Consider the following 22486-nt stretch of genomic DNA (forward strand, 5'->3'; position numbering starts at 1 on the left):
CGATAGGGAGACTTCGATAGAAGCGATTTACGACCACCCACAATTAATCCGGAATCAGAAGAGGACAGGCTGCCACCATTACGGTTAAAACGTTGGCTTAGAATATGTTAGTTAACATAGGTGGTCAACCGAATGAAGCCATTCCTCCTACAGCACGCCCAAGACGCTGAATCCAATGCCCGAGCAGATCCTGCGTCTAACTACTACTTCGACCCAGAAGACGACCTCCTCCATTGGAAAGAACACCCCGACAAACCACCTGCCATCGAAATGGCAGGCGAAAACGGACCGCAAACCAAAAAGAAAGATGTTGAAAAGTCGGACGACAGCAAGGACCGAGGCATCTGGATGTAGAACAGATTGATGATCCTAATCCTCTCTAACAAATGGGACGTCACGGTCGACTTTGTCGTGAGGGAACTCCAAGAACGGGAGCACCCCTATCTCCGGTTGAACACTGAGGACATCTCCGAATTAGATATCTCGACGGAGCTTCCGGATCTATCCGTAACCGTCGAGAATCACGGTAGATCTGTGGATCTAGTCAAAGAGGTTGGAGCAGTCTGGTATCGACGTCCTGGGAAGCCATTTGAGTTCACTGATGATGAGAAGCCAAGCCAGGGAACTGTTGAGTATATACGAGAGCAGTGGGGTGCATGGATAGAGTCCCTACAGGCAGTCCCGAATATCTCGTGGATGAATGACCCGCTTCTCAACCATAAGATGGAGTCCAAGATACGACAACTCAACCTAGCTGACGAAATCGGCTTCAAGATTCCTCAGACGAAGGTGACGAACCGTCGTCCGGATATCGATGAAATGTTTGAGAGGCATGGGTCGGTAATCTCGAAGGCCTTGTCGTCGCCTCTGGTCACGGAGAATGAAGAGGACGAGTTTGTATACACCGTCTGTCTAGATGAACCTCCTGCAGATAACCAGAGTGTACAGGTGTCTCCGACCATATTTCAGGAGCCTATGCTTCCCAAGACCGATTACCGAGTAACGGTTATCGGCGACACGGTATTCCCTGTGAAAATCAGGGCTGATGACGACGAGGGGGTTCCTGTGGACTGGAGAACTAAGAAGGAGGATGTAGAGTTTGTCCAACAGGAGTTACCCGAAAGGATAGAAGATTTGTGCCGGAGGTACGTCAACGAGGCCGGTTTGGTTTTCGGAGCGATTGATCTTGTCGAAACTGACGGTAATTTCGTGTTTTTAGAGATCAATCCGAACGGCGAATGGGGATGGCTTCAGAAACCGTGGGGCGTCCCTATCGCTGAAAGTCTTACTGAAAAGCTGATACAGCTCGACAGGGAGGCGGACAGAAATTGACGGTGAAAAGCGGGATCAAGGGTTTGCTATCTGAAACAGTCTCTATCTTCAAGTCAGTTGTCTATGAAGTGTTTCCACCGATCGAGCACTGCTGGGAAACCCGGAAAATAGATTATAGTCAGAGAGTGTCTGAGAATCAAGAACAAAAAGAAGAGTTCCAGAACCGTATCTGGAATGCATTACCCGGCCTCTCAGGGGATATCGACGATGTGCGGGCGGCAGCCGATAATGCCCATCAACTGGAGCTTGATCGGAGTTCCGAAATAGACTCGAAAGCCGCAACCTATCTAGGGAACGTCGGCGTAGTTCTAAGCCTTCTAAGCCTTCTACCGGTTCTTGCAGTAGTTCTACGACCCAGCGAAGAAACCTTAATTACTGGGACCTGGCCTGATTCAGCCGTTCTGGTCTTCTTCGGATATGCCGTTGTCTCATTCCTTCTATCTGCGGTCTACTCAACCAAGACGATGGAGATTGCAGCCTTCGACTCCTACTACTCCGCATCAAGCCTCAAGAGTCAGATAGAAGACGACGAGTTCGGGAAAGAGGATCAGGTTGTTGCTCTACTGACCTGCCGGAAGAAGAACGAGGAGTATACTATCGACAAACTGAACACTCTGTCAACGGCTGAAGCTCTCAACCGTAACGGACTCATCGGATTAGGGTTCGGGATAACCACAGCCGTACTGCTGAATATCCTATAACAGTATCTCAGAACGTATATTTAGACGATACTGAGCTGGATAGTCTACGGACAGGGAGAGTTACCTGAGGAGTTGTTTTCCTTGGTCGGTTAGGGCGGCTTGTTTCGGTGCTTCGAACACCCGTTTCTGTCCATCGATAACGCGTTCAACCGTTCCCTCCGGTTTTTCTACTGTTATCAGGTCGAGTTTCTCGAGTTTTCGGAAGCAGTAGTTGACCTCGTGGTTCTCCAACGAGGTGGCTTCCGTGATCTTCTGTACATCATCCTCACCGTTCTGGATACAGTTCAAAACCGTACGGTCCTTTTCACGTAACTCGTCTATAGAGGATTCCTCATCTTCGGATTCACCGGGTTCGTGGACCGCGAGACTGTCTTCCCCGACTTCGATGATACGGTACTCCCCGTCCAGGACTTGTTCTATATCGGTGAACTCGTCTCCGTCAGTGGTGTAGTAGCTGTAGGTTCCGTACTCGTCCATGTGTTCGTCTCCGTTACGGTTGACAGGGTCCTCGACGATGTTCTCGAGTTTGGCGGCGTTGCCCTGTTCGACGACGAAGATACACTCCACATCGTTGTTGACTGCTCTCCGAAGGTTTTGAAGGACTTTGGCTGGTTTCGTCAGGGTAGTGTGTTCTGCCTCGAGGTAGGCAGTTCCGTTTGGCAGGTGTACGTGGCCGTCAGGCTTGCTCTCCCCTTCAGTTTGGTAGAGTAGGTTAACCTGGAGTCCTCGTTCCTCGAGTCGTTCTTTCGCTTTTTCCAGGAGTTCTGCATGTTTCTTGCCTCCTGCGTTTGTTCCCTGTCCGAGTGACGGGGTGAGGCCTATATCTGTATCTGTGTCTGTCCTTGGTGTCTGTCTCTTTTTGATTTGGTCGACGTGGTCTCTGTCGACGTTCCAGGGAGGGTACGTGCTGAAGAAGGTAGCGGAGCTGTAGCTTCTTTCAGAGGGTTTCTGGACTGCGGCCCTGTACTTTCCCAGTGCTTTCAACTGTTGTTTCTCGACGCCTTGGAGCATTCCGGCGATACGGTGTTCGTCTTCTGATCCGCTGGGGTTGAAGCAGATCTTGGTCCGGCAGTTGTTGGTGACCGATCGCCGCATCTTCACCGGTAGATGTTCAAGGTACTGGGTGCTAAGCCAACATCCCAACCGGTATTCACGTGATTCTGAAAGTATTTTGACAAAGTTGCTTTCTTCCCCCACAAAGTTCTGGAGCTCGTCGATGAATAGGTAGAAGGGCTGCCGTTCCTCGACGGGCTGGGTGACACGGCTCTGGACCGCAGACCACACCTCGGTGATGACTATGCTGCCGACGATTTCGGAGACGGTGCCGCCGACCTCGCCCTTCTGGACGTCCACTAAGATGATCTTTCCCTGGTTGACCGCTTCACGGAAGTCGATGACCGAGCCTTTCCCGTCGATGAACCGGCGGATAACAGAGTTCATCATGAAGTCGTTGAGACGTCGGCGTAACGGCCCCATCTCGTAACTCGTGATATCTTCTCTAATACGGACCAGCTGCTCCCGTGTAACCAGGTCATCGGTCCGGTCAATCAAATCATCTAACGCATCCGGATTAATAACACATCGGTAAACATCAACCAATGTATTACTTTCATTATTTTTAATGTTTAGGTCGATGTGGGCTCGAAGAAGGATTTCTAAGATACGGCCGAACTGGTCTCCCCAGTTCTCGCTTCGGCGTTTGAACAGGTCGATGAGGTCGGAGACGATGATCTCCTTCTGATTCTCCTTCTGCACAGGTGTCATGCCCTCTGTGTACGGTTCAAGGACGTTGACCGAGGCCACTTCCTCCTGCCCGGGGTTGATGTAGATGATGTCTTCCCACCGTTCCTCAGGGAGTTTCGCGATGAACTCGTCGATCAGGTCGCCTTTGGGGTTGACGATGCAGAGGCCGTGTCCCTTGTAGCCGTCCTGAAGCGCGGTGTGAGCCAGTGACTGGGTCTTCCCATACCCTGTCGGTCCCAGGTTCAGGACGTGTGTCAGTCGTTTCTCATCACTGATTTCGATGTCTCTCTCGACACCCAGGGTCGACTTCCTGCTTCCGAGAAAGGTCTTACCTGAACGGTTCTGTATACGGCTGCGTGCGTCTTCCGGGTTCATGGCTGTGCGTACTGAATGTTTTCTTGGAGGCGGTCCGGGACGGATACCAAAGCGGCGAGCTCATCCGTTGAAGCTTGGAATGTATGGCTCAGCCTTCTATCCCTTATATTTTTCACGTGTTTGAGTATGGAAGAGTTCCGTATGCCTCGAACCGTTGTGGTGGTAAACGACTGACCTGTTTCCGGCTCTGCGTAAAGGTTGAAGCCGCCGGATACCTCTTTTACACGGCTGGCGGTGTACTTCCCTGCGCTGATCACGAGGATCCGTACCGTTACCTGGAAACGTGACGTACCTGCCTTCTCATCGATCCGGCGGGCCTGCTGTTTCTCACGTGGCGTTGCATCCCTGTCATGCCATGGAACGACGCCGACCTTCTCGCTTCGAAGGCCTTGGCTCTCTCGAGATGCTTGGTGGTGCCACAGCCGTTTCCGTACCGGGCCGCCGGTAGTCGGTTTGAACAACAACTGTATGATGATACGGCTGTCACGCATCGCGTCACGGTGTAACGACGTGGCAACGGAGTTCATAGGCGGCTTTTCGAACTCGGTCCTCAACGGGTACACATCGTCTCGACGTGGCGTGAGTATGCCTACACCGACCGTATCACTCGCTGTTACAGGGAGGCCGTTTACGCCTTCACTGAAGCCGACCTCGGGGAGTTCCTCGTCTAGATGTGTCCGGATCTTCCTCTCCATCCTGGCGGTGGGAACAGCGAACTGGAAACGGACTCGGGAAGGCTTGTACCGCCAGATCTCGTAGGCGATGGTAGGCGACGTGTTTTGAACGCCCAGAAGCTGCGTCTGGTACTCCGTTATCGCTCTCACGAACCGATCGAGTGTGGATGGGAGCTCAGCGTCGAACGGCGGATGGATCTCCACAGTCCGAAACCGTTTCGAAGGCCGGGAAAGCCTTTCTGCCGTTCGTTCATCCAGTGTCACATAGCTGCTTCCGAAACGGGAAAGGAACCCCATCTGGGAATCACCATCTATGGCTGTGTCATCCATCTATATAGGCTCAGACCCAGCACCCAGAGAATTTCAGCAGACACTACAGATAATGCGGCATCGAGGCCTACGGAGTCCTTCGGAGTGAAAGGCCCTATCGGGTGGAACGGCTGTAGACCCGTAACGAAAGAGAGCAGCAAGGCGGCGAAGAACGTGGGATACAGTACGTATTCGAAGAGTCCGAGGGGTCCTGCGAACGTGAGGTTGAAGACTTCTGCCAGTCCATACCGTTCGCTGTCGGAATCTGAAGTGTTTGTTTCAGTGTCTTTGGACTGGTGACCGCCGTCTGTCTCCACACCGGACGACGCCTGTCCTGGTGTGTTAGACGGTTGAACACGGTTGTTGTTTCCGCCGGATCTGAGTCCTTCGATCCCGTTTTCGAAGAGGGTGTGTTCGGGCCTGGTTGATTCGATCCGGAGCCGTGTGTTCACCGGTCCGCGGACGAGTGCTTCGCTGAACGGAAGCTTGGTACCGGAACGCAGCTTCCGGAGTTCGCTTGACTCCTTCTCGGAGAGGTGGAAGAAGTCAGTCACCTCGCTGTCGACGTCCCTCTGTCTGAAGAACAGGTTGCAGTCGATGTTACGGAGTATGTTTTCACCTTCGGTCGACCGTACGAACTCATCGGCGTTCTGCGTAACGAGGGTGGCCGCGATGTCCTTGTCTCTGCTCTCTCTGACCAGTGTGGAGACCGCCTGTAACCCATCACGGTAGATCTCGTCGGCCCGGGTGATGATACGGTGGACCTCGTCGATAACGACTAAGGATTTCGAGTCGGTCTTCGATGCCTCCCTGTAGACATGCCGGACCGTTTCCGCCAGCCTGGCCGTATTGTCTCTCGAAGGGTCTTGGACCGTGTACCGCGTTATGTTACTGCTGCGGCTTCTGCTTAGGCCGTTGTCGATAACCACCGTTTCGCCCTTCAACGCTTCGACTATACCGCCGTAGTCCCGTTTCTTCGGGTCGATGACGTAGATCTCGAGGTCGTCGTACTCCTGAACGGAGCGGACTAAGGTTAAGCCGGTCCAGTAAGTCTTACCCGACCCAATCTTCCCCATCACAGCGGTATGGCCGGCCTCCCACGAAAAGCGGTCAAGGACCACGGGCATGTTGTTCCGGTGGTCCTCGCCCACTACGATCCCGCCGGGCTCGACCGTGTCGTACGCAGCGAAGGCGAAGCCTGCTGCAGCGGAGCTTCCGGGAACTATCTCTTTCTTCTTAAGTCGGTCACGGTGGAAGGCGGATACGGATTTAACGCCTCGGTTGAAATACAGTCCTGGCTCTCCTGTGTCTACACCGGATCGGTTTAGGACCGACTGAACGGTTTCAAGGGTTTCCTCGGCTTCAACCCTGTTTTCGCCCCGGGCGACGAAGTACACACCGTAGTTCACAAGAGGCTCACCGCTGGCATCCGCCTCGATCAAGTCCTCCAGGTCCTGTTTCTGCCGTTGAAGCCCTGCTTGACGGAACGGTTTCCATGAGGCAGAGAGCTCTGCGTCCGTCCTGGCAAGTATACGGTCCATCCAGTCCCGTTGCCTGTCGGAGACCGGCTCTACGACCTGGACGACATCGACGAGCCCCGGCGACTCGGCGTTCAGTACGTCTGCGATCCAGCCGAGAGACATCTGCTCAGGGTATTCAGAGACGTACGTCATACGGCGAACCGGCTTACGGCCTTGTGCCACCACGTAGCCTCCCTGGGAGACCTTCGCCTTCCTGAAGTACAGCTGGTTCAATACGGCTTTAAGACGCTGCCCTGTCAGCCGTTCAGCGCGTAGATCCGCCGCTGTCAACGTGTTACGGATCTCGGTACACCGATCCTTTACCTCGTGGTGTCCTTTCGCCACGGTCGAGGCCGACACCCTCACCACAACGTAATGGTCGGTGGCGGTAGCGGTATCTCCCGGACCATTACACTCCGAGAGGTCTACATGTCGTTGACGGGAATGGATCTCGAACCTGTAATCGAGTCCGGAAAGCAGCTCGGCTACCACGTCCCGGTTCGCACGTTTATCGGGTTCGGGCAGATGTTCGATGTCACAGGAAGACACCTCTACAACACCCATGACGTAGCCGTCATCAAACACGGCTGAACCATCACCCATCTTCGAAAGCTTCGGACACACAACCTTCGGGGAGCTCAGAACGTATCTGAGTTCGTCGACGACTTTCTTGTCGATACGTTCCCCGTTCGGTGTAACCTCCGCGAGGACGACTCCGAGGGCAGCACCTACGAACGGTCCTAGAGGCCGTGCCACAGCCCAGCCAGCCAGTACGAGAGCGACGGTGCAGAGAGCGTCCCAGACTGTGTACCTGTCTATGAACCTGACGCTGCCGTCGATCGAGCCAGGGAACTCAGCCTTCATCAGTCATCACCCCTCATAAACCGGTTTTCGTCGTCTTTCTGTCTGTCCCTCTCCTGGGGTTCCGGCTCCCTGTTGGACTTGTACCGGTTGACGACAGCACCACCGGTATACCGCCAACCGGTTCTGGCCGCCTTACTTGCCACACGGGTCATTGGGGCGAACATCATCGACCCTGACTGTAGAAGGATCAATGGCAGAACAAACATGAGGCTCAACCCGCCTAATGCCCAGATCCAGTGCGGGACCTCTCCATTGTTCCATTTCAACAGCGACAGGGTCAGATCGAGCACGACCGCGTTCAACGGACCGATTAGGAGGCATGCCACCCAGATGCTTGACAGTTTTGAGGCGAACCCGCGGAGTCTGGGAGTCGCCGCCATCAATCCGATTAGCGGGGCTAGAGACACCCCGAGCATCAGAAACACATCCCGGGCTGCGAAGATCATGACAACTCCTAGTAACAGGAACGCTTCGAGGAATGCGACGAGGATCAGCTCCAACGAGAACCGGGTGATTGCTAACAGGCCCGGGTTGGTGGGTGCCAACGCTTCTGTGGTCAGACGTGACAACTCAATTGGATACTGGAGCAGGGTGGGTGCGACCGCTCCGAGTGCGACTGAGCTGAGTACGTACACCACCTGTCGCACGCCACCGCTCCTTCCGCCCATACTTAGGAAGCCGATCCAGACCAACGCGGCCACCGCCAACGCCGTCGACACCGGGAACACCTTCCTGTGGATCTCGAGCACGTACGGCTTCGTGACGTCAGGATAGCTCACGAGTATCCGTGTCAGCACAGCGGTCAAAGTCTCGGTAAGGCCTTGCACCGAGTCCAGAAGCACCGAGACCAATGCTTCCCTGAACCCTTCGGCCAGACCACCACCTCCTTCTGAAGCACCGGTCTGGTTTCCGGACGGTTCCTGACCTGCAACCGTACCAACCAGAACCGTCTGGGCGAGAACCGTGGTGATGGCAGCGGTCTTACGCAACGTCATCAGCTCCCACCCTCACAGATAGCCGTAGTGACCATTTCGACGAACGAGCCGGCGAGCAATACGATGATAAGCCCGGCGGTGACGTTGAAGAACAGTCGGCGGGCGGTCCGCTGCCACGGAGGGTACCCGGACAGCCACAGTAGCCCCGAGATCGTGTAACCCAGCGCCGCGGCCGGTAACGCAAGAGTGACTCCATCCGCCTGAAGCTGGTCAATCAAACGAATTAAGTCGGCTACGGGCGGTGAACCCTCTCCACCACAAGGCTCAACACCCTGGGACAGTACTACTATGTTCCATGGGATCTGTATCTCGTGAAGCCATGACACTCTCTCTATTTTTGAGATTCGCATGACAGGTTAAGGCGATGTCGGGTGAGGTGATACATGTTTGAAGAAAATTCGTGAGTAAAAATGACAGACGGATTAGAAGACACGACGCAGCCACCGACCGCGTACATCACGGAACTGAACTCCTACGATGACAAACGCGACGAATACCTCGAGATCCCGCTACCGGGAGAGATAGAAGAACTGGATGAGTTGGAGTCGGAACTAAGGAAGATACAAGATTTTTACAGCGACGACGATGATGACGACGAGGACGATGATGATGATGAACTGGAAAAAGAGGATGTCTTGTTCCCGAAACTGGTGAAAAACAAGGCGGATAGGTCAGCTGAAGGAAAGGAGGATGATAAGGGCCTGGAATACATCCGTATCGGTCTTGAAGAACAGGGCCGACATGGACGCGTTATAAAAGCCGACGAAAGTTCGGATAGCTTTTCCAAGGAAGAAAGAAAGGAGAGGGAGGTGAACGATTCTTGGCGTACAAAGAAACTTGATTACTCAATGAATATCCCTGTTGAGTTCACGAAACATAATGACAGCAGTCCTCTCCACGGATATGAAGATGGCGGCTCCGCTACCCTCGAAGTCGACCAAGAAAACAATGAGATGAGGATCTACAGTCCGGAGGGGTACCGGTACCGGGACCGAGACCTATCTGAGGAAGGCCGAAAACCGGTCTACAAGAAGCTGTCTCTCTCCGGCCTCTCGCTTAGCTTGGTGAATATCTACGCAGATCTGGCAGGGATCGGCACGCAGAAGTTCCGTGTTATCCCTTTCAACGCCCAACACAGTCTATTCAGGGAGAGCGGTGAAGGGTTTGATTCTGAGGCAGGTCAGCCCGATCCTGATCTTTTTCAGGAGGTGGCTGAAAAGAACCGCGTCCCACGGTACAAGGCGCAGACGCTGAAGATCTACTGGGACCCTGACGGACTGGGATACGGTATGCATTCAAGAAACAAGGTAGTTCATAAGGACATACTTGTTGAAGAAGCAGAAATCACTCTTCCAGCCAAAGGATCGTTTGAAATCGTCACAGAGACCTGGTACGGCGAGCAGTATACAGTGCTCTACCACGGAGAAGGCTTCCATAGTCGGAAATCCTGGGTAGCACCCGAAGTCGGAGACTGGACAGGGAAATACATAGAGGACAACGGCCGTGAAGACTGTATAACTGTCTACGCCCCCTGCCAAACCACCTCACGAATTCTCTCTAAACTCCGTGAATACTTCTCCATGTGAAACGGGGTGTTCCGTCGTGTATAACCGGTTTCCCTGAACCCCGTTTCAGGAAGGGTGGTACATTATTTCGGAAGAACTCTACAGTTTCGATAGTTTGGACGAGCTCTACAAAACCAGTGAACAACTTCCTGAGGTGGATCGCCACGAGGTCTACGCACACCATGTGGAGGAAGATGAGTGGGAGGAGGTCCCGTACAGAGATAGTCTGTGGACGGATGACATGCGGGCGACCGGCGTGGTCTCCTCCTCGAAGGACTTCTACAACATCATCCAGTACGGCGAAATCTTGGAGACGGTGGGGGAAGCCATAGAACAGAACGGTTTGGACGTAGAGGGAACGGTCTCTCTTTCACCGACAGCCCATAAGATGAACGCCAGTATCGAGTTTGAGGGGAACACTGTCTACGCCAACAGGGATGACCCGGTCACTCTCGGACTCCAGGTCCAGAGCGGGCACTCAGGATACCACCGGTTGAAGTACGACGTCGGCGCGGAACGACTGGTGTGCAGCAACGGGATGACCGCCTTCATCTCCGAACTAAGCTTCGATCAAACCCATCAGGACCCGTTCCAACCCCGTCTTGCGTACAACGCGGTGGACGCAGTGGCCACAAGCCCGGAAATGGTTGAAAGACGACTGGAAAAAGCGCAGGAACACGTGTTGATGAACCAGGATGAAGCATTGCTCGTGCTCCTCGAGACAGGGATCGACTCCTACCTCGAGCAGCCGGTACCCGACCTACTGAACGCGTTACACGACGAAGTCAAGGACCCGGAAAACCCGTCGCTCTGGGAGACCTACAACGCGGCCACACGCGCACTGACACACTACACCGAAAACACCCCGAGATACGAACTCTCCAAAGGATACGAAAACGCGGCCAAGCTCCTGGAGAACGGAGACAACCAGATACCGGAACCAGAAATACTGGGTAGTCAGGCGGTCGAGGACAGGACACGGCAACTGATCGAACAGGACGACACCGAACCCTACTGGGAAGACGAACCAGACGCACTACGACAGCTACGGGAACTCCACGAAATCCAAGCATAGAACACGGCCCTCCAATCTTTTTCCTTATTTCGCTGCTCGGACAGATTTCACAGACCTCATTTGAAATGTTTAGGAGCTACCTCTACGCCGTACAACGCTTTTCAAAGTCTTTCAAATGAAACGGGGTGTCCCGGTGCGTATTTTTGAGTCGGTTCCACCTGGTGTTGGCACGAGGTGTACTCAGAATGATCGATGTCGACTTGACTACGGGCTATTTCGAACTGCCTCTGGACATGGGTGACTCCGTGTTGGAGGGGAAAACCGTTGATGCTACTGTCGAGGTCAGGCTCTACGAGGTGGAGCTCGCTGCCCGTTCCGGAGCGACCTGGTAACAGAATCGGTGAGGGAAGTTCTATGGCTGATGGGTTCCGGTTCTACTACGGCTGTGCCTCGGGCAGCGCACGGAAAGCCCTTCGGAAGATGGAGGAGCCCAACGTGATGATCAGCTATGCGACCGCCAACAGTACACCGTTCGAGACCATCGAACACCTGTTCACTGACTCAGGCGGTTACAGCCAGTTGTACAACCACCACGAGTACCCGTCTTCGGACAAACAGTATCTCTCGTACCTCGAGGAACATGGGCCGGAGCTGTTCGCGCTAAGGGACTACCCATGCAGCCCGGAACTCCTGTCCAAGGTTGACAGTACTGTCGAGGAACATCAGTGGAGGACGACACACCACCACAGCAAACTCCTCGACACATACGACGACACCGACCTATCTTCCGAGCCGGTGGCTGTCCTCCAGGGCTGGTCACCACACCAGTACCTCACCCATCTCGACGATCTACGGACAGAAGGAGCATTAACACGGTACGTGGCGATCGGCTCACTCAACAAACGTGACCCGGAAACGGTGGCCAGGATCATCCACAGGGTCCGTGACGAACTCCCCTCCAAACACCGGCTGCATGCCTTCGGAGTCAAGACCAACGTTCTTCGACGTCCTCGAGTCATCCAATCCCTGGACTCAGCCGACTCAACAGCCTACGACATACGGACACGGATGCAAGAAAGGCGGCAGACTTGGCAGAACCAGGTCTACCACTACCTCAATATGAAACAGCGGATCGAAGAATGCATACAGGGTTCAGGAAGCCAACAGTCGCTCCACCAAACACTCCAATAAACCTGGCATCTTCTCAAGGATAAGGGAAACGCGGTGTCTACAACGGTATTCGAACCTGCACCTCGAGGATGAAGGTATGTCTTCTCGTCCTATAGACCGGACCTCTCTTCTCCAACTGCTTGAGGAGGAAGAGCTACAGGATCCGCGTATCCGGCGGCTGTTGCTGTACAACACTTTTGCACCGGAGCCGGTCCAGGAGAAGGGGCGTCAAGCGCTCGCAGCCAGTTTAGCACACAGACGGATACACCCGTTCAAAAAACCGACACGTAGTTCTCTTTCCTCCGGTGGTATACGTCTCGGGTCGACCGTCTCCGGACAGAAGTTTGGTCTCGGTGAGTCGGTGCTCTCGAAACATTTCTTGGTGATCGGGCAGTCAGGCTCCGGGAAGACCACGTTGTTCTACAACGTTCTGTCCCAGTTGGATGTCCCGTTCTGGTGTTTCGATCTCAAGCAGGACTACCGCCATCTCGTCCAGGACAGAAGCGAGTTGCTGGTTTTGCCGTGGACCGAGTTAAAGTATAATCCGTTGGCTCCACCACCGGGGGTCAAACTTCGTCGGTGGGCACAGGTCGTCAGCGAGATCTTCGGCCACGCCACAGCATTACTGTCCGGGTCGAAGAACCATCTCTTGAAATCGATCCTCGAACTCTACCGGTTATACGGTCTTTTCGAGGAACGTTCTCCACCGTACCCCAGCTTCCATGATCTTGAACGGTTCCTTGTCTCCGACCCGATCAACTACATGCGGAAGACTTCGAACTACCGTGACACGGTCCTCAACCGTGTGGAGGCGATGAACCTTGGAGCCGGAACCGTCTTCGACTGCAGCACGGGTTACATGTTCGAGGATCTTCTCGAGCGGGACGTCGTCTTCGAGTTCGACGGGTTAAGCCGTGACACACAGAATTTCCTGATGGAGATCCTGCTCGCTGCTGTCTACGAGTACCGACTCGCCAAGACACATCGTTCAGAGGATCTCAACCATGTGTTCGTCCTCGACGAGGCGAAGCAAGTTTTCAGCGTCTACAAAGAACGTCAATCGGAGTCCGGTATCCCGGCGGTCGACGAACTGACGGCGAAGATGAGGGAGTTCGGTGAAGGACTGATCGTGGCGGATCAGGAAGCGTCGAAGCTGACCGATTCCATCAAGGCCAACACGTACACCAAAGCCTTGCTCCCCACGGGCGACCGGAAGCAGTTCACAGCGGTGACGGAGTCGATGAACCTCACTGAGAGGCAGACAAACGCTGCTAAAGACCTCGATACTGGGGAGGCAGTTGTCCAGACAGGGAACAGTGATCCGGCCCGTGTAACGCTTGACACGTACCGGTTGTCGAAGACGGTTACAGACTCGGACCTACAGAAAAGACAGGGACAGCTCTGGAACTCACTGACAGCGGAGCCACGTGAACAGCCAGATAGGTTTGTAGAATCTGTACAGCATGGAAACACTGATTCTGAGGAGACGGAGGTACTCGATGAAAACAAGTCCGAGGTCACGGTCTCCGACGACGCGGAACACTTACTGAAGGGATTGGTTGAGGAGCCGTTCGTCCCGTTGACGGAGCGGTACGAAGAGTTTTCCAGCCGGTACAAGGGCAACAAAGCCAAGACAGAGTTAGTGGAGTCGGGCTTGGTCACAGAACAGTCCACACGGACGGAGACAGGCGCACGAAAACTACTGGAATTAACGGACAGAGGACGCAGCTACGTCGAAAAACACCTCGGCCTCGATCCGAGCCAGGAGGGGCGCGGTGGTATCGTCCACAGGTACTGGCAGCACCAAGTAAAGAAGATGTTTGAGGAGGCGGGCTGGGCCGTGAAACTCGAACTGTTCGACGCAGACGTCTACGTGAATACGGGCAAGCTCGAGCTCGCTATCGAAGTCGCAATGGAAAACACTCAACGCGAACGGGAACACGTGGAGAAACACCTCGAGTACGGGTTCGACGTGATCTGGATCGTATGCCGCACAGAAAAAGTAAAGAATGGACTGAAACAACGGCTCGAAGAATCCGGCATCGACACGGACCAGGTCGTCTTTCACTTGGCACAGGACGTTTCCGATGCACTCACCGACTGGCCGTAGAACCCCAAGTGTTACGAGGCATTTCGACCCTGTCCTCTTGAACAGATCTACCACCTAGCACATCAGCAGAGGATCGAACAAGAAGAAGGGCGGAAAAGCGGCGTAGTTCGACTACTTCGGCAGAAAACCAACCCAGATAGTGCTGGTCGGAGGGGTGTTAGGGGTGTTCGGCAAAACGGAACATAGTGTCTGGTAACTCGCTTGCCGAAGAGGGATACCAATCTCGAGGAAGAGCAGGCATCCAGACCCGTTAGTTCTGATGCGGTCAGAGAGCACATGAAACAGGGTATCCTCCTGTACGATGGCTGCGCGAGTTACCAGACTGGGTCGACAGCACCGTTGACACATACAGATCCTCACAATTTTCCATAAAAAGCTTGACTGTGAATCTATCTTGAAAACCAACCGAAACACGGAGAAGGAAAAGAGACGACTTAGAGACGCTCCTTACGGTTAATTTGACGGACGGAGAGTCCAACCAACCAACCGTTCAGTGGGCACCAACCGAACACCGGTTCTGAACTACATATGAAAGTCGGTCTCTCACCTCCTTCTTCTACAACCAAAATGTGAACCACTACCATGTCCACGACCAACTACGTCGACGTCAACCATAGCCTCCAAAATCTCAGAGACGCCGTCCACCGCGAAAACTACCAAGCGATCCAGGAGTTTATCGACCATCAAGCAGCAGAAGGCATCAGCGAAGTCCAACAGGAACGACAGATACAGGCGTTCAAAACACTCCTCACAAAACTCGCCTCGTCCGACTTCCGACTTCGCGGTGCCACCGAAGCCGAACTCAAAGAGCTGCTTGCCAACGTCAACCGAAGTAGCTACGCTGACGCGACCAAACACAAGTTCAAGAGCACAATCAAGAAGTTCTACAAGGTCGAGAACGGCGGACACGAACATCCAGACAAGGTCCAGTTCTTCACGGTCACACAAAAGAAAGCAACACCGGTCACACGGGACGACCTCTTTACCGAAGAAGAACTGACCCGCCTATTCCAAGGGTTCCAGTCAACGCGAGATCGAGCATTCGTGAAGGTCCTGTATGAATCAGCAGCGCGACCAGGCGAAATCCTCTCCCGGAATATCAGCGACTTCATCACGAACGGAAAAGGAGATTTCATCTCACTTGAGGGACTCAAGAACACGCCAGACCGTACGAATCAGTTAATACGTGCTGGTCGAACTGTCCGGGAATGGCTCACGGCCCATCCCCTCGGCGGAAAAATCGGGGATATCAGCGATCCCAGTGCACCGCTCTGGGTAAAAACAGAACAACAGCGTTGCCAGCAGTGTGGGGAGATCCCACACCACCACGATGACTCGGAGTGTGGGTATGAGCCAGACCTCCGCGACCGGGTCAAGTACGACGGATTTCTCCGCCGGTTCAAACAAGCATGCGAACGGGCCGAGATACCGGAGAACAAACGCCGTCCGTACAACCTCCGCCACACACGATTAACGGAGGTGGCGACGTTCATGGGTTACGAGCAGTTGAACAAGTTCGCAGGATGGAAACCTGGGAGTGATCGTGCGAAGGTCTATGTCCATCTCAACAACGACGACGTCAACCAAGCCATCAGAGAAGAATACGGACTCAATAACGGGGAAGACAAGACTCAACCCGTCAACTGCAGCTTCTGTGGGACCGAGAACCAGCCGGAAGAGACGGAGTGCAGGACATGCGGAAGACCACTATCCCTCGAGAAGGAGACAAAGAAGGAGGAGAAACAGGCAGTCCTGGAACGCTTGGCGGAGCTCGAGAAGAAGGGTGTCCTCGAACAGCTTGACGCGTTCACACAGTCAGACAGAGGAAATGTAGAGGCCGGATCATCCGAAACCTAACTGTATAGGTCTGGTATGTCAACCTCTCTCACTTAGAGTTATGTACCACGCTGTATCAGACCCATCCATGTCACAGAAGGGGGAGCGGATCAGTCTCAAAGTTGTTGAGAAAGTCGCCGACCTGGAGGGCGTTGACCCCTTGGAGCTTCACCCGCCGCTTCACACGGTCATCGATACAGAAGCCCTGGACTCACTTTTCCAGTCCACTCCAAGCGCAGATAGAACAACTGGGATGGTTGAGTTCCGGTACCGCGGCTACAAGGTTCAACTCAGCAGCTCCGGGGAAGTCGAGATAGGTGAAACAGTCTCTTTCACCGAACAAAGCACGCAGCCGGTTGAAGACGTGGCGGGCGACTAAAACCACACCCTCTCATTTTTTGTTTCCCGTTGTCAGTGACGGTGGAACCGTGTTGATCGATCTTCCAGATAACGTCTCCGCTGCTCCATCTTCGTCTCCTCACTCCTCTTGTCGTAATGGATATCCAAGACTCTGGGGCTTACATTCATACGGTTGCTGACAACCTCGGTTGGAACGTTCTTGGTAAGGTGGTATGTGATGGACCCACGTCGGATCGCATGGGGTGCGACCGAGGATGGGCAGACGCTTGCCGTCTTCCGGTTGTCGTGCAACGCCTCACACCTGGCGAGGTCTCTTCCATGCGGGCAGGAACCGGTGTAGGTGCATGGCCGTGTCCAACGGTATACCGTCATCCGGAGAGTGTTTTTGTGGGCGCGTCCATGGACTGTTGATAGCAAGGGTTCTCGTCCGTAGTCGTCCCGTGTCTCCGGCCGTTGAATCCGGATCCAGTCATGGAGGACTTCACAGCTCTCCGGATCCAGTGCGACTAAACGCTCACCTTCCTCCTTGTTCTTCAACGGGGTTGATTCCCTGTGACGTATCTCGAGGTACCGGTCGTCCGGGTGGTAGTCCTCTCCTCCGCTGCGTTCAAAACTATCCGTCGGACGACGAGAGAACGTGATTTCAAACCGAATTTTGGTAATGTGGAAGGCGCGAAACTGATAGATAAAGAAACAGATGAGGAGACGCTTGTGTTGAAGGTGCCTTGTGATTATGTCGGAGATGCCGATGACGACAAGACTCGCGGTGCCGTCTTGTTTGGTCATAAATCCGATGATGAAATTCTTGCACGCTGTGTTTCCCAGTGTGAAGGAGATCCAATCTATGTTGACGATTGTCTCACAGGAGTGGATGATAAATCCGGGGCAATGGACGAAAACGAAGTAAATGTACTGGAGATTCAAACGTCTTCAGGTGGTGAATAAAAATGCCTGAGTTTGACGCACCTGAGGGATGGGAGTATGTTTCCACAGTAGATCTAAACGAGTTGTGTAATGATGTCTATGGGTCTGACAACCCAGTAACTGAAAAGCTGAACGAATTAGGTGCACCAACCGGAGGAGCGGGAGTTACTTGTGCTGGAGTCGCTGTCGCTGGCGGTGCTGCTAGTGCATTTGGTGGCCCTGTTAGTGTTGTCGGTGGTGCTTCAATTTTTGGTGGGCTTTGTACTGGTGGCGTCATTGGGTGTACTGTTGAAGGGGTGTTCTCTGAACAGACTAGTTGTAATGGAGTTGAATTTGAGGTGTTCGTCACCTATGAGACAGAGCCGCAGGTGATCATCGTCCCGGTTTGTGATGGGGATCTCTTTGATGATGAACTGGTATCGGATCTTGAAAATACGGCTGATGATGCGTGGAATACTGCAACAGATATCGCAGACGATCTCGCTGATGGGATTGGGAGTCTTGCTGAGGAGGGGTGGGATATTATAAATATCTGAACACAATAAATATATCACTGAGGAGATTGTATTAGTAGCATGGTCGGACTAAAACGAATATACTTTTTCTTCGGTGTGCTGTGCGTAATTACAGCGATTGTTGCAGTCACAGATACGACACAGTATCTTAAGCCACTTGATGCAATAGTGTTTTTCATACTCACAGGTATTTCATTACTTGCATGGAGTCAAGCAGGTTAAGATCAGTTACTTGCCTACTCGGAACGCTCTTGTGGTAGTAATTGTTGGTGAACGGCTCTGTTGAAATCCTCTTCTTCAGACATATTCTCGCCCGAAATAGCCGGTCGATGAGAACTACATATTTATTAGCAACATTTATATGTGAACTAATGATCACATGCCGGTATGGAATCTGAGTGGGACAGTTTTTGGACAGGGCTCAAAGAACGGCTACTGTTAATCACAGTACAACTGCTGGTTCTGATCGTTCTGGCCGGTATTTTCGCATATATTGCTACAAATACTTAATTTATCAGATACGTCTGAATGCTGCATCACATCGGGCAATCATCTACTCAGAATCAGTCAGGAACGAGGTGCTGAACACCTCCTCTGTATTGACCGCAACCGAGTCAAGATATATCACTTGATGAGGATTCAACAGGGCCAAAAGATAGAAAATACGCGTATATACTTTACGCCCATCGTATTAAGAAACCGTACTCGCTTACAAACTAACTCGCCATGGATAATGTCTGTTGGAGCAGCTTTTCATGAGCTTGTCATAAAAAGACTCACAGGCAATTTGTTTCGACCCTCTTTGATTGAATCAACCGGTAAGTAGATGTGCGTATTGATTGTTTGCCGTTCCACGAACTTCCTTGAAAACCATACCACACTTATATGAATATGTAACTTAAATAAGTAAATGATGATCGCGATATCTCCGTTCGGTATTGTATTGTTTGTCCTCCAAGCTGGTGTTGGATACCATCTCTATCGTTCACTTGCTAGTAGTGGAAACGGCTCTGGGATGCTGATTGGGGCTATGGTCACAGGTGTGGGGTTCGCATCCCTGTTTATATTTGGTATGATTCCGACTCTTGCGCTTGATTTCGTGCTTTTATTGATATCTGCGTTAGTATCTCGTCAATCAAATAACGTTACGTCCTGAATTTATCCTTATCTGGCTCTGTTGAAAACCTATTCTTTAGAGATATATTCACGTGAATCTACTGCACACTACACCTGTGAACTTACCGTTGCGATAGCGACCTCATCCCAAAGAGGACAAGAAGGCGACTGAGCGTATAGGCTGTGGCATAGACGAGTGCAGCTTCCGGATGATTGGGGAGTAACAGAAAGTACGTGCCAAACGTAACGGAGAAGCCGACCATTCGGAACGGAACTGACTGGCTCGCATCTTGGACTCGCTCCCATCGAATGGTGAGATAGGCCGCTCCTCCACCGAGGGCGAGTCCGATGACAGAACCGATATATACCGGCGCGGTCGGCGGTTGAAGGTCTGTCCGAACTGCCTCTATGATTAGTTCGAGGTCACTGAAGGCGTAAGTGACGAGAGCGAAACCAAGGAGGACTAGCCCGAGTTGCAGGAGATTGACGGTCAATACTTGAGTGTCTGTAGGGTTGAACGTGACGGAGGCCGTATCAAATAACTGGTCGAATAGTCGGTAACACGTTACTCCTGCAAACACGACCAACACGCCAAACATGGCACCGATTGGTCGGCCACTGCCAATACTGAGGATGAAGAAAATACCGCCGAGTCCGAGAAGGGCCAGTAAGAGACCGCGGCCGAGGCGTTCTCGTTCCATTATGTAAGTAGCTACAAGAATCACACATACTGTTTGTGGTTTGCAAACCCTCGCGTGTCTCTCGACAACTACCTCTGCTGTACTGACCGTACACTACGAAGTCGAATTGGCCTGTGACCGATTCTATGACACACTCTTTCATAGGAAGGTTCGCCACGAACTTCGGAGGGGTTGGAGGAGTTACCGCTCGAGAAAGTGTTAACACCCATACTATTTAGATTTCGGGCGAGAATACCCTCTTGATGCCCTCCAGTATCAACGAAGTCGTGTTTAGTAAACCGTCTGGCCGCCCTACGGCGTTAGTTCAGTTCGGTGGATCGATTATCTTCCTAGGGCTTTACGTATACTCTTGGATTGAGGGTAACGCTGACTCAAGCAGCTGGTTGCTTATTATGGTGGTCGGGTCCGCGTTGGCTGGTATTGCCGAGTCCCTTCCAGAGAACCGGCGACAGGCAGCCGGCGCATTACGTCTAGCAGCAATCCTCGTATTACTGTATCTCCCCGCTGCTGTTATCTTCACTCCAGGAGCCATTGGATAAAGGAAATATTATTTCCTACAACACTATTCGATGGTTAAAGGTTCAACCAGAAGCCCTACCGACAGCCACGAACGGATCTATGACACAGCGTCTGTAAGGTTGTCGAGGTCCTTGAAGACGATCTTGGTGTAGAGACCGGTCGGGATACGGACGGATACTCGTACATACTTCGGGACGTGGAGACTGAGAGAGGAACTCCCTGTTTCGTTTCGTCAGTGACCTTGGTGCCTGTCGATGGACCGTAGCTTCTATATCAACCGTAGACAGGGGTTCTGAAAGATAGACAAGGCTGCCCCTGTCCTACTGACTACGTGATACGGAATGGGTTTCTACGAACTTGCGGAGGCGGAACGGTTGCTTGGAAAAGTTGAGGACTGGTCGGAGAAAGAGGTCAAGGAGCTACCTCGGTTCTACCGTGAAAAGGCGGAACAGTACCGAGAGCTACGGAAACACGGCGATACCTAACACCTGTAGCACTGGAACCCGTTATTCTGTAGGGAATGGTCTACGAAGAGTACGTCGAGCTGCTGGAACCTCACACCGCTGCTGATGAGATACTCGGACGTGGCGGGGAAACCTACGGTGAAGAGAGAATCGAACAGTTGCTGACCGAAGCACACAGAGAGGAACGTAGACGTGTTGAAACCTTGCTCGAGGAGATCGAGGAACAGATCCAGGAACGAACCGGTCTACACGAAGAACTGGTCCACGAACTGGAGAGGGAGGTACAGCGGTACGAGGAAAACCTGAAACAGCTGCTCAGACGGTTCGGAAGCGGCAGCCGAGACAGGAAAGAACATAATAAAAGCCGTATACGGGAGCTCAGACAGGAACTCAGGGAGGAACGTCGACGGCACTGGAGTGACCGACAGAGACTCGAACAGGAACGTCGCGAGGTCCGCCGTGAGTTAGACGCACTCGACGACGACCTCTTACTCGGTCTCCTCTGAACCGTGGGAGTTCCAGTCAACCAACTGTATCTCACGTGTCTTCCCCATCGGTCCTCCGTAGTGGTAGGATGCCTCGATCAGGTCAAGCAGTTCCAGATGGGTCAGGAAGTCGCTTATACGGCGTTCGCTCAATGGTGCGACACCCGCGGATTCACAACGTCCGCTGTACTCTCTGTAGACGGTTCCTGTCGTAAGCGGCGCATCTCGTTCTTGTTCGAGACGGGCGATAGTGTTGTACAGACGGCGGTGGTGCGTGGTAAACCGGTTGAGAAGCATTCTCACATACTTGTGGTAAGCCGCAACCTCGACCTCCTGTACCAGTTCGGTGTTGATCTGTTCTTCAGCGGTTTCGACCGCCTCCCGCAGCCAGGTGAGCCCGATGGAGATGTTCTGGGTTGTCGTTGTGATGTACGTCAGTGCGTCTCTCTGCAGTGACTCTGGTTGAAGTGCTTTCCGTGCGCGGTCAGCAAGGATCTGACGTGCCGCGTTGGGTGTGTACCTGTTCAGTGTCAGGTGCTGTGGCTGGAACGAGCTGTACGTCCTGTCATCCATTTCGTCCTTGATCGTTGGCTGGTTGGCTGAGACCGTGATGACCGCGGTGTTCTCGAGACGTGTGAGGAAGTAGAGGAGGTCGTCCCCATCGTCCAAGAGAAGGAAGTCGACTTCGTCAACCACGATCACCGTCGGCAGAGTAACCTGTTCTTCCACCTTTCGTTGGATGTCGGCGATGTGGTGTCCTGTGCCGAGCTTTGTACCGGTCAGTAATTGGTAGAGACGTTCCAATGCTTTGTACTGTGTGTCTTGGTGGATGCCGGAGATGTAGCAGGTGGTGAACGTCGGTGGAAACGTCGTCAGGAACCTTTGGAGGAGATGTGTCTTTCCTGTGCCGCGCGGCCCGTACACATGGAAGTTGGGGAGACAGCTCTCGTCTTCAACGCTGAAAGCATCGTTGAGAGCGTCCTGTTCGGCCTCTCTCCCCACGAACTGTGCCGGGAGATGCGTGGTTTCCAAAGGTGTCCGCGTATCAATAAGGTTTGACATAACATAGATGGTTTCTGGAGTACCTCTACACAGGTTTTGACACACCCGTATTCGCTTGGACGACTTCCCCACGAATCGAGCGTCATACCATTGTTCGACGTTGAACCTTTTCGAGGATGAATGCAGTCTTC

The 22486-nt window shown here is 53.0% G+C and carries 22 protein-coding genes and 1 pseudogene; 16 read left to right on the forward strand and 7 right to left on the reverse strand.

The genetic code is table 11. From position 1 onward, the window contains the following. Positions 1–132: 132 nt before the first annotated feature. From ACFR99_RS01535 to ACFR99_RS01545, 3 genes are read left to right on the forward strand one after another with little or no spacing between them, the layout of a single operon-like run. Entirely contained in the window at positions 133–354 is a 222-nt protein-coding gene (locus ACFR99_RS01535) for a hypothetical protein (protein WP_390283691.1), read from the forward strand. A gap of 9 nt (positions 355–363) precedes the next feature. Next, on the forward strand, positions 364–1332 hold the full coding sequence (locus tag ACFR99_RS01540; protein WP_390283693.1) for an MvdC/MvdD family ATP grasp protein: 969 nt from the start codon (positions 364–366) through the stop codon (positions 1330–1332). Between the two features lie 2 nt (positions 1333–1334). Next, positions 1335–2033 carry a hypothetical protein gene (locus ACFR99_RS01545; RefSeq protein ID WP_390283695.1) on the forward strand — a complete coding sequence of 233 codons (699 nt, stop codon included), beginning with the start codon at positions 1335–1337 and terminating at the stop codon, positions 2031–2033. Between the two features lie 60 nt (positions 2034–2093). On the opposite strand, the gene ACFR99_RS01550 is transcribed toward ACFR99_RS01545, so the two are convergent. The 5 genes from ACFR99_RS01550 to ACFR99_RS01570 are packed head-to-tail and all read right to left on the reverse strand — an operon-like array spanning position 2094 to position 8731. Continuing rightward, positions 2094–4151, reverse strand: coding sequence for a type IV secretory system conjugative DNA transfer family protein (locus ACFR99_RS01550; protein ID WP_390283697.1), 2058 nt, complete (start codon positions 4149–4151; stop codon positions 2094–2096). Next, positions 4148–5155, reverse strand: a complete 1008-nt coding sequence (locus ACFR99_RS01555) for a DUF8128 domain-containing protein (RefSeq protein WP_390283699.1) — start codon at positions 5153–5155, stop codon at positions 4148–4150. The genes ACFR99_RS01550 and ACFR99_RS01555 overlap by 4 nt, the downstream gene beginning before the upstream one ends. Beyond that, on the reverse strand, positions 5137–7518 hold the full coding sequence (locus tag ACFR99_RS01560; protein ID WP_390283701.1) for a hypothetical protein: 2382 nt from the start codon (positions 7516–7518) through the stop codon (positions 5137–5139). The genes ACFR99_RS01555 and ACFR99_RS01560 overlap by 19 nt, the downstream gene beginning before the upstream one ends. Further along, positions 7518–8513, reverse strand: coding sequence for a hypothetical protein (locus tag ACFR99_RS01565; protein WP_390283703.1), 996 nt, complete (start codon positions 8511–8513; stop codon positions 7518–7520). The genes ACFR99_RS01560 and ACFR99_RS01565 overlap by 1 nt, the downstream gene beginning before the upstream one ends. Continuing rightward, positions 8513–8731: a hypothetical protein gene (locus ACFR99_RS01570; RefSeq protein WP_390283705.1), complete on the reverse strand. Its 219-nt coding sequence runs from the start codon at positions 8729–8731 to the stop codon at positions 8513–8515. The genes ACFR99_RS01565 and ACFR99_RS01570 overlap by 1 nt, the downstream gene beginning before the upstream one ends. A 192-nt stretch (positions 8732–8923) precedes the next feature. Here ACFR99_RS01570 and ACFR99_RS01575 point away from each other — a divergent pair, with 192 nt between their 5' ends. The 9 genes from ACFR99_RS01575 (at position 8924) to ACFR99_RS01615 (ending at position 18029) form a co-directional block, all read left to right on the forward strand. Further along, the gene (locus ACFR99_RS01575; RefSeq protein WP_390283707.1) at positions 8924–10099 is read left to right on the forward strand and encodes a hypothetical protein; all 1176 of its coding nucleotides are present in this window, start codon (positions 8924–8926) and stop codon (positions 10097–10099) included. 94 nt (positions 10100–10193) lie between these two features. Further along, positions 10194–11153 (forward strand): DUF932 domain-containing protein, encoded by a 960-nt coding sequence (locus ACFR99_RS01580; protein WP_390283709.1) that lies wholly within the window; start codon positions 10194–10196, stop codon positions 11151–11153. Positions 11154–11338: 185 nt separating this feature from the next. Continuing rightward, entirely contained in the window at positions 11339–11485 is a 147-nt protein-coding gene (locus ACFR99_RS01585; protein ID WP_390283711.1) for a hypothetical protein, read from the forward strand. Between the two features lie 22 nt (positions 11486–11507). Beyond that, positions 11508–12284, forward strand: coding sequence for a deazapurine DNA modification protein DpdA family protein (locus ACFR99_RS01590; protein WP_390283713.1), 777 nt, complete (start codon positions 11508–11510; stop codon positions 12282–12284). A gap of 76 nt (positions 12285–12360) precedes the next feature. Further along, entirely contained in the window at positions 12361–14373 is a 2013-nt protein-coding gene (locus ACFR99_RS01595; protein ID WP_390283715.1) for an ATP-binding protein, read from the forward strand. A gap of 582 nt (positions 14374–14955) precedes the next feature. Beyond that, positions 14956–16230: a tyrosine-type recombinase/integrase gene (locus tag ACFR99_RS01600; RefSeq protein ID WP_390283717.1), complete on the forward strand. Its 1275-nt coding sequence runs from the start codon at positions 14956–14958 to the stop codon at positions 16228–16230. 67 nt (positions 16231–16297) lie between these two features. Further along, complete coding sequence (locus ACFR99_RS01605) at positions 16298–16588, forward strand: HalOD1 output domain-containing protein (protein WP_390283719.1); 291 nt, start codon at positions 16298–16300, stop codon at positions 16586–16588. Between the two features lie 533 nt (positions 16589–17121). Continuing rightward, positions 17122–17514, forward strand: a complete 393-nt coding sequence (locus ACFR99_RS01610; RefSeq protein WP_390283721.1) for a hypothetical protein — start codon at positions 17122–17124, stop codon at positions 17512–17514. A 2-nt stretch (positions 17515–17516) separates the two neighbouring features. Continuing rightward, a complete protein-coding gene (locus ACFR99_RS01615; protein WP_390283723.1) occupies positions 17517–18029 on the forward strand; it encodes a hypothetical protein in 513 nt (170 codons plus the stop codon). 1217 nt (positions 18030–19246) lie between these two features. Here ACFR99_RS01615 and ACFR99_RS01620 read toward each other — a convergent pair. Continuing rightward, a complete protein-coding gene (locus ACFR99_RS01620) occupies positions 19247–19825 on the reverse strand; it encodes a DUF8100 family protein (protein ID WP_390283725.1) in 579 nt (192 codons plus the stop codon). 242 nt (positions 19826–20067) lie between these two features. On the opposite strand from ACFR99_RS01620, the gene ACFR99_RS20305 reads away from it, so the two are divergent. The 4 genes and pseudogenes from ACFR99_RS20305 (at position 20068) to ACFR99_RS01630 (ending at position 21314) form a co-directional block, all read left to right on the forward strand. After that, on the forward strand, positions 20068–20364 hold the full coding sequence (locus ACFR99_RS20305) for a DUF8011 family protein (protein WP_465260884.1): 297 nt from the start codon (positions 20068–20070) through the stop codon (positions 20362–20364). A gap of 134 nt (positions 20365–20498) precedes the next feature. After that, positions 20499–20609 (forward strand): annotated as a pseudogene (locus ACFR99_RS20310) (hypothetical protein); the annotation flags it as partial. A gap of 76 nt (positions 20610–20685) precedes the next feature. After that, complete coding sequence (locus ACFR99_RS01625; protein ID WP_390283727.1) at positions 20686–20829, forward strand: hypothetical protein; 144 nt, start codon at positions 20686–20688, stop codon at positions 20827–20829. Positions 20830–20864: 35 nt separating this feature from the next. After that, positions 20865–21314 (forward strand): DUF8104 domain-containing protein, encoded by a 450-nt coding sequence (locus ACFR99_RS01630; protein ID WP_390283729.1) that lies wholly within the window; start codon positions 20865–20867, stop codon positions 21312–21314. Here ACFR99_RS01630 and ACFR99_RS01635 read toward each other — a convergent pair. After that, on the reverse strand, positions 21297–22355 hold the full coding sequence (locus ACFR99_RS01635) for a Cdc6/Cdc18 family protein (RefSeq protein ID WP_390283731.1): 1059 nt from the start codon (positions 22353–22355) through the stop codon (positions 21297–21299). The two genes, ACFR99_RS01630 and ACFR99_RS01635, sit on opposite strands and share 18 nt — an antisense overlap. Positions 22356–22486 lie beyond the last annotated feature (131 nt).

The organism is Haloarchaeobius amylolyticus (assembly GCF_042678045.1).
Classification (GTDB): domain Archaea; phylum Halobacteriota; class Halobacteria; order Halobacteriales; family Natrialbaceae; genus Natrinema; species Natrinema amylolyticus_A.